The following is an 8,090-nucleotide window of genomic DNA, read 5'->3' on the forward strand; positions in this document are numbered from 1 at the left end:
TTCTTTGGCTTGATGGGTGTGGGAGGTACCTTCTTTCTGCATTCGGGAACCTGGGAATGGCCAATCCTGCTTCCCGCCACAGCGGTTGGGTTATTCAGCACCGGAGTATTGAATCTCAACAATACCCGTGACATTGAAAGTGACAAAAAAAGCGGTAAAAAAACTCTTCCGGTGATGATGGGACGCAAGAATGCTGCCTGGTATCACTTCTTTCTGATTACGCTGGGCTGGACAGCAATGCTTATCTGGCTTATTTCATTTGAATCACGAACAGGAGGATGGCTGGCCGTTTTATCCCTCCCACTATACATTAAAAATATCTTTGCCATTTTCCGGTTCGATGCCCCTTCCACCAAACTGGATCCTGAATTGAGAAATTTGTCCATTGGCACTTTACTCTTTGTTCTTCTTTACGGAATTGGTATCTTTTTAATCTAATTGAATGAAAACACTTAAAATGGACGTATTTAAACCATATAAGAAACATAAGATATAAAAAGAGATTAAACCATATAAGGTATATTCAAGAGATCAGCCTGTTCTGTCAAACACGCATTACATCTCAAACCTCTTAAGGCAGGCCCAGGCTATGACGGTTGTTTACAGTTTATTAAAACCAAAAAGATAAATGCTAAAAGCATCCTTTCGACCATACAAACTCATATTCAATGCGCCCGGTGGCACATCCCGGGGTGTGCTTACCGAGAAACCAAGTTGGTTTATTTCTGTTTGGGAGGAGAAGCATCCTGAAAAAAAAGGAATTGGAGAATGTTCCGTTCTGCCAAAACTAAGTCCCGATGACCGTCCTGAAATTGAAGCCAAACTAAGAGAAGTATGCCAGAATATTAATGCCCTGAGAACCAATTTTCATGCCAGTCTGGCCCCTTGGCCTGCCATCCGTTTTGCCTTGGAAACCGCCTTCCTGGACCTTCAAGAAGGAGCAAAAAAAATTCTTTTCCCCGGCCCTTTCACCAAAGGCGAAAAAGGTATTCCCATCAACGGACTGATTTGGATGGGCAGCCCCGATGAAATGAAGAAACAGATAGCAGAAAAACTAAAAGCCGGCTTCCACTGTCTGAAAATGAAAATTGGAGCCATTGATTTCGAACAAGAGTACCAAATTCTTAAAAATCTGAGAAGAAGCTATCACTCTGATGAACTGGAACTGAGAGTCGATGCTAATGGAGCTTTCTCGTTTGCAGAGGCACCTGTTATGCTGGAACGTCTGGCCAACCTCAGTATTCATTCCATTGAGCAACCTATAAAAGCAGGACAATGGCAGGAGATGGCCCGACTATGTGAAACAACCCCTCTGCCCATTGCTCTGGACGAGGAACTGATTGGCATCACCGACGTGGAAGAAAAACAGAAAATGGTCTCCACCATCAAACCTCAGTATATCATTCTAAAACCCAGCCTCACCGGCGGTTTTCGGGCATCCGAAGAGTGGATTACCATCGCAGAAAAAAACGATGTCGGTTGGTGGATTACTTCTGCACTTGAGAGCAACACCGGATTAAATGCCATTGCCCAGTGGACGTCCACCCTCAACAATTCCTTGCCACAAGGTTTGGGAACAGGTCAGGTTTTTTCCAATAACCTTGATTCGCCATTAAAGATCAGAAAAGGGGAACTGTGGACAGAAAAACAAGTTTCACCACAAAAGTAAACAGACCCAAAATAAGTAAAACAAATGCAGAAGGATTTCAAAAATTATTCTTCCCTAACTATTTCCGGCACTCCATACACTGACGGTGAGTTATTGGCGCTGTGTAACAAAAAACTTCAGGTAAACGGGTTGCCTGCTTGGGAAAAATCCTTCTATCGTTTCCTTTCAGAGTGGCTCAACGATGTCCCCTTTGTGGTGGTGAAAACTTCCGGTTCTACGGGAAGCCCAAAAACAATAAAAGTTGCCAAATCAGCTTTGCTGCAATCAGCTTTCAACACTTTGTTTTTTTTCAATTTAATAGAAGGACAAACCGCTTTATTGTGCCTTCCATGTGACTACATTGCCGGAAAGATGATGGTGGTTCGGGCTTTTGCAGGAAATCTGAATTTAATTCCGGTTTCCGTTTCCGGTACTCCGCTTAGTTCGCTTCAACACCCGGTGGATTTTGCCGCACTTACACCGTTTCAGATGAGTAACGAACTGCGAAAAAACCAGAAAAAAATGCAATTGTTAAAAACAGTAATTCTGGGAGGCAGTGTTGTGGGCGAAGGGCTAACCAAACAACTTCTGCACCAGCCATTCGAAGCATGGGAAACTTATGGAATGACAGAAACTCTCTCGCACGTAGCTCTCCGTCCAATCAACGGCACCAAAAAAGAAAAATATTTTACTCCCCTGCCAAATGTGACGATTCTGTCCGACAACCGTGGATGCCTCACCATTGATGCTCCGGGAATTACAGAAGGCACCATCGTAACCAACGACCTTGCAGAAATGACAAACAATGGAAAATTCAGGATTTTAGGCAGAATCGACAACATCATCAATTCAGGAGGAATAAAGATCTCACCCGAAGAACTCGAAGCCCAAATTGTGGAATTAATCTCCTGTCCATTTTTCATCTCTTCTCTACCACACCCTCAGCTGGGACAGGAACTGGTTCTGGTAACGGAAAAACCGCCACAAGATGAGAATCATTTACTGAACGAGATCCGGAAAATGGTTCCACCTCATCATGTCCCCCGAAAAATAATTATCCGCAATCCACTGCCACGAACGGAAAATGGAAAAATCAAGAGAATATTGAACATCTGAATCTGGTTATTTCCCGTCATCTTTGATATCTTTGCAGGTCAATTTGAAGTGAGAAATGGGAAAAACCAAAGCAACAGCATCAAAATACATAAGCATAAAGGGGGCACGGGTTCACAACCTGAAAAACATCAATTTAGATATCCCCCGCAATCAGTTCATCGTTATCACAGGTGTATCGGGATCCGGAAAAAGTTCTCTGGCATTCGACACCCTTTATGCTGAAGGTCAAAGACGCTATGTGGAGAGTCTCAGCTCCTATGCCCGTCAGTTTCTGGGGCGCCTGGACAAGCCGGAAGTAGATTACATCAAAGGTATTCCGCCTGCCATTGCCATCGAACAAAAAGTTAATACCCGCAACCCGCGTTCTACGGTAGGCACTTCCACCGAAATATACGATTACCTCAAGCTGCTTTATGCACGAATTGGCCGGACTTTCTCGCCCGTTTCGGGCAAGGAGGTAAAAAAACATCAGGTTGATGATGTTATCGACTTCGTAAATCAATACAAAGAGAGTACAAAAATGGCCATCCTGGCAAGGATAGTCACCCCCGAAAATCGTTCCTGTGCCGACCATCTTTCCATTCTCCAACAACAAGGCTTCAGCCGTGTGGAGTCGGAAGGAAAATTCCTGAGAATTGAGGAGTTACTGACCGATGAAAAGCTACTTGGCGAATGCCGGGACACCAATCTTGTTATCGACCGCATCAGTGTCCTCAAAGACAATGAAGACAATGAATCCCGGATGGCAGATTCAATTCAGACTGCCTTTTACGAAGGCCGTGGAGAGTGCCTGATAAAAGTATTTTTAGAGGATAGTCTCAAAACATATTCCTTTTCAAACCATTTTGAAGCAGACGGAATCATCTTCGAAGAACCCACCGAACATACATTCTCCTTCAACAATCCCATTGGCGCCTGCCCTACCTGCGAAGGATTTGGCAACGTAATTGGCATTGACGAAGATTTGGTCATCCCCAATAAAAACTTATCCATTTACGATGATGCCATCGCCTGCTGGCGTGGTGAAAAAATGGGAGAATGGAAAAATGTGCTGGTAAATAATGCCCATAAGTTCGATTTTCCGGTTCATAAACCCTATTACGAACTCACGCAGGAACAACGACAGTTGTTATGGAAGGGAAATCGCTATTTCCACGGACTGAACAAGTTTTTTAAACATCTGGAAGCCAAACAATATAAAATCCAGTTCAGGGTGATGCTATCGCGTTACCGCGGGAAAACCACCTGCCCCGATTGTCAGGGTACCCGGCTGAAAAAAGAGGCCATGTACGTTAAAGTTAATGGCAAAAGCATTCATGAACTGGTATTGATGCCCGTATCGGAACTGGCGGTTTTTTTCGACCAAGTAGAACTCACCGACCACGAACAAAAAATTTCAAAACGGCTCCTGATAGAAATCACTTCACGCCTGCGGTTTCTCAATAACGTGGGATTGGGTTACCTGACGCTTAACAGGCTCTCTGCCACCCTCTCGGGCGGTGAAAGTCAGCGCATAAACCTAGCTACATCACTGGGCAGCAGCCTCGTAGGCTCACTTTATATTCTTGACGAGCCCAGCATCGGCCTTCACCCACGCGATACAAATCTGCTCATCAACGTACTTCAGCATCTTAAAAAGCTGGGAAATACCGTAATTGTGGTAGAGCACGATGAAGAAATCATCAGGGCTGCCGATGAAATCATTGACATCGGTCCCCGTGCCGGTCAACATGGTGGTGAGGTAGTGTTTCAGGGCAATTTCAGAGAGCTGGAAGCAACCCCGGAAAGTCTGACCACACAGTACCTTAACGGCACCCGGAAAATTGAAATTCCAAGTTCACGTCGTTCATGGAACAATGCACTTGAAATTATCGGAGCCAGAGAAAACAACCTCAAAAACCTGAATATTAAAATTCCGCTTAATATATTGCATGTAATCACCGGGGTGAGCGGCTCTGGCAAATCGTCGCTGGTAAAAAAAGTACTTTATCCGGCGTTGAAAAAGATTAAAGGCGGTTATGCTGACAAAACAGGCGAATTTGACCTGCTGAAAGGGGCAACCAGTGCTATTTCTGATGTGGAATTCATAGATCAGAATCCCATCGGAAAATCTTCACGTTCCAATCCGGCCACCTATCTCAAAGCATACGATGAAATACGCAAACTGATGGCCGACCAGAAACAGTCAAAAGTTAACGGACTGAAACCGGCACATTTTTCATTCAACGTGGATGGCGGCCGTTGTGACGAATGCCAGGGCGAAGGAACCATCAAGATTGAGATGCAGTTTATGGCCGACATTGTTCTTACCTGCGAGAGTTGTCAGGGGAAACGATTCAAACCCGAAGTGCTGGATATTGCCTACAGAGGTAAAAACATTCATGATATCCTGGAGATGACCGTCAACCAAAGCATCGATTTCTTCAAAGAAGCCGAGGGGAATACCGAGAGACGCATTGCCAACAAATTGCAGCCTCTGGCGGACGTTGGACTGGGTTATGTACATCTGGGGCAAGCATCAAGCACATTGAGTGGAGGAGAAAGTCAGCGAATAAAACTGGCCTCATTTCTTGCACTGGAAAAAACAGAACCAACCCTTTTTATTTTTGACGAGCCTACTACCGGTCTGCATTTTCACGATATCCAAAAACTATTAAAAGCCTTTGAAGCACTCATAGAAAAAGGACATACAGTTCTGGTGGTGGAACACAATATGGAAGTCATTAAGTCGGCCGACTGGATTACAGATCTTGGGCCTGAAGGCGGAAATGCCGGTGGAAACCTTGTTTTTGCAGGGAAGCCTGAAGATTTGGTAAATGCAGAACTGGGACATACAGGCAGATATCTGAAACCTTACCTCACCTAATCCATCTCAAGGCCAAACAGAATGGCCACACAGCCCCCGGTTGAGAATTCGGGATTTTCATCTTCCAACACAGTTACTTCAACCTGTATGGTGCGGGTAGTCTGAACATCAAAATCCCACCGGGAAGCATATTCCACCGTGGCGTTGTCGAACAAAAGGCCCGAGTCGGCATCAAGCACCCGAAAGTGAATCCCGGGTAGTTCAGGGACTCCCTGAGCTATCAGACGGTATTTTTGACCTTCGAAAATGGTTTTTCTTAATACAATAGTTTCTCCCTCGCCAAGAATGGTGGAATTATAGTTTCCATCGTGCAGATAGGGCGATAAGCCGGGCTTAACAACTGCTTTAGCAAAACCGACACACTGAGCAAAAGTATTTAAAGAAACAAAAAGCCCCAGCAACAAGACAAGCCCCCCGATTATAAAGCGGTTGCTCTTTCTTTTGATGCGATATTTTCTAAGGCCCTCTTTTTGCATCAGTAACAAAGTGGTTTATTTTAAATGGTTGTAAAAAAGCTAACACCCTGGTGTCAGGTATAACCTTGCTTCAAAGCTTCAGTAAATAAACGAACGTTCAATCAGGAAATAAAATTGTTCCTTAGCTCAGCAATTTTTTCACAAAGCAGATTGTAATCGTCTGGTGATATCTCAATTTCACTTTTTGCTTTGATAGTGGTCACCTTACTCGCAGTATCAGTAAGCGCCTCCACTTCAGAAGTATTCACAATGGTTACCTTGTCAAAAATCTCAGAAAGCTCTTGCATTTCAATCAATAGCCGGTCAATATCAGAATTCTCATTTCTGTATGTTTCCATCATATTCTGAAGCGTCACCAGGGAAAGCTTTTGGTAAAGAATGCGTTCAACAAGTTTTTTGTTGTTTTGAACATCCCTCCTGGTAAGGGAAGTGGCAAGATACAATCCTTCAATCCATCCTCCGGCAAGCACAATAACCGATACGGCCGCCCGGTTATTTTCAGAGAGATAAGCATTGGAATTCATATAAGTCTCAGAGATAATATTCATAACCACTTCCCGGTTATTCATATTCTCTTCCAACTCACGAATGGTCTCCTCATCAATAGCCCCTAGAATTCCCAGATTATCAGCAAGATTACGGGCATTCCCCATATATTGAATAATGGTTTGTGACTGGTCGAAAAGACTGGCATAACTAAGGTCAGCACTATAAATCCCGAGATTCAGAGCCATCTTGAAATTCGTATTGTATTTGGAGATATTTTCCAGCGGATTCAGGATGTCAGGGTCAAAACCAGCTCCTGCCCGCTTTATGAGCATGGCTGTTTCCAATGGAGAAGGCAACGAATAAAAAATCAACTTTGACTTATTCAAATCATCGACCAACTGTTCGTTCATTGGCACCGATTCAATGATATTCTTTTCTGAGTTGCCGGAATCCTTTTTAGTGCCAGAATTACAAGCAAAAGAAGTCAGAACAAGACCGCTAAGGGTTACCATTCGGATAAAAGAAGAAGCTTTTTGTAAAACTTTGGTCATAGGTATAACAGATTGAAGCGCAAAAAACCGTTGCCGCTTATTTTTTTATTTCCACAATTTATTACTTTTCTCCACGACGATCAAAAAAACGAAAGATATTTTGACCGAAGTAAGAATCAGAAAGATGTGCGATACATTTTCCCGGATAGTAACCCGTTACCCGAAAGAAAGGTCTATTCAAATTTGGAGAAATACTTCATGAACTGAGCTCTTTCATAAAGCGCAGGATTTTTCATATTTCGATAACTCATTTTCCCTTTAAAGTCACCAATAACTGAAAAGTTATGTTCTTCCATCCAGCTTTCAAGGAACTCCACCATTCGTGTAATCACTTCAGGCCCGTTTTTATAAATAGAGGAGCAAACCTGCGTGGCAGAAGCCCCGGCAAGCAGTTGCTTTACGACTGCTGTTCCATCGTGAATACCTGTAGATGCGGCAATATCCATCTTGTTTATTTTGGAACTGACAATGGCCACCCAGCGCAACGATTGACGGATATCAGAAGGCGTACTAAAAACTTCTGCAGATGTCAGTGTCATCGTATGAATATCGATATCGGGCTCATAAAAACGATTGAATAACACCACCCCTTTAGCTCCTGAAACGGAAAGGCGGTCAATAACACGTACGAGGTCGGAGAAATAGGGTCCCAATTTCATAGACACCGGAATAGAAAGTACATTACTCACATTTTCCGCAATTTGAAAATAAATATTTTCGTAAGCCCCGGCTTCGCTGTTTTTATCAGTATTAACCCTGAAAACATTCAACTCAAGGGCATCGGCACCGGCTTTTTCAATTTCCTGGGCAAAATTCACCCATTCGTCCGCAGAAAAACAGTTGATACTGGCAATCACCGGGATATCAACTGCTGCCTTGGCTTCCTCTATCAATTTCAGATATGCCGAAACGGAATTGTCTCGTGTGTATTCCCGAACATAATC

Annotated in this window: 7 protein-coding genes; 4 read left to right on the plus strand and 3 right to left on the minus strand. The window is 43.6% G+C overall.

Annotation, left to right across the window (positions count from 1 at the left end):
* From QZZ43_RS11950 to uvrA, 4 genes are all read left to right on the plus strand, one after another.
* Positions 1-438: UbiA family prenyltransferase (locus QZZ43_RS11950; protein ID WP_291859534.1), on the plus strand; the 438-nt coding region annotated here is incomplete at its 5' end.
* 190 nt (positions 439-628) lie between these two features.
* Positions 629-1,669 (plus strand): o-succinylbenzoate synthase, encoded by a 1,041-nt coding sequence (locus tag QZZ43_RS11955; protein ID WP_291859537.1) that lies wholly within the window; start codon positions 629-631, stop codon positions 1,667-1,669.
* Between the two features lie 24 nt (positions 1,670-1,693).
* Positions 1,694-2,764: an AMP-binding protein gene (locus tag QZZ43_RS11960; protein WP_291859538.1), complete on the plus strand. Its 1,071-nt coding sequence runs from the start codon at positions 1,694-1,696 to the stop codon at positions 2,762-2,764.
* A gap of 55 nt (positions 2,765-2,819) precedes the next feature.
* Positions 2,820-5,630 carry an excinuclease ABC subunit UvrA gene (gene uvrA, locus QZZ43_RS11965; RefSeq protein ID WP_291859540.1) on the plus strand — a complete coding sequence of 937 codons (2,811 nt, stop codon included), beginning with the start codon at positions 2,820-2,822 and terminating at the stop codon, positions 5,628-5,630.
* On the opposite strand, the gene QZZ43_RS11970 is transcribed toward uvrA, so the two are convergent.
* From QZZ43_RS11970 to QZZ43_RS11980, 3 genes are all read right to left on the minus strand, one after another.
* Entirely contained in the window at positions 5,627-6,106 is a 480-nt protein-coding gene (locus tag QZZ43_RS11970; RefSeq protein WP_291859542.1) for a hypothetical protein, read from the minus strand. The genes uvrA and QZZ43_RS11970 overlap by 4 nt on opposite strands.
* Before the next feature lie 101 nt (positions 6,107-6,207).
* The gene (locus QZZ43_RS11975; protein WP_291859543.1) at positions 6,208-7,146 is read right to left on the minus strand and encodes a hypothetical protein; all 939 of its coding nucleotides are present in this window, start codon (positions 7,144-7,146) and stop codon (positions 6,208-6,210) included.
* Between the two features lie 173 nt (positions 7,147-7,319).
* The coding region (locus QZZ43_RS11980) for a dihydroorotate dehydrogenase-like protein (RefSeq protein WP_291859545.1) at positions 7,320-8,090 on the minus strand (771 nt) is incomplete at its 5' end.

The sequence above is a fragment of the Marinilabilia sp. genome (assembly GCF_016278715.1).
GTDB lineage: Bacteria > Bacteroidota > Bacteroidia > Bacteroidales > Marinilabiliaceae > Marinilabilia.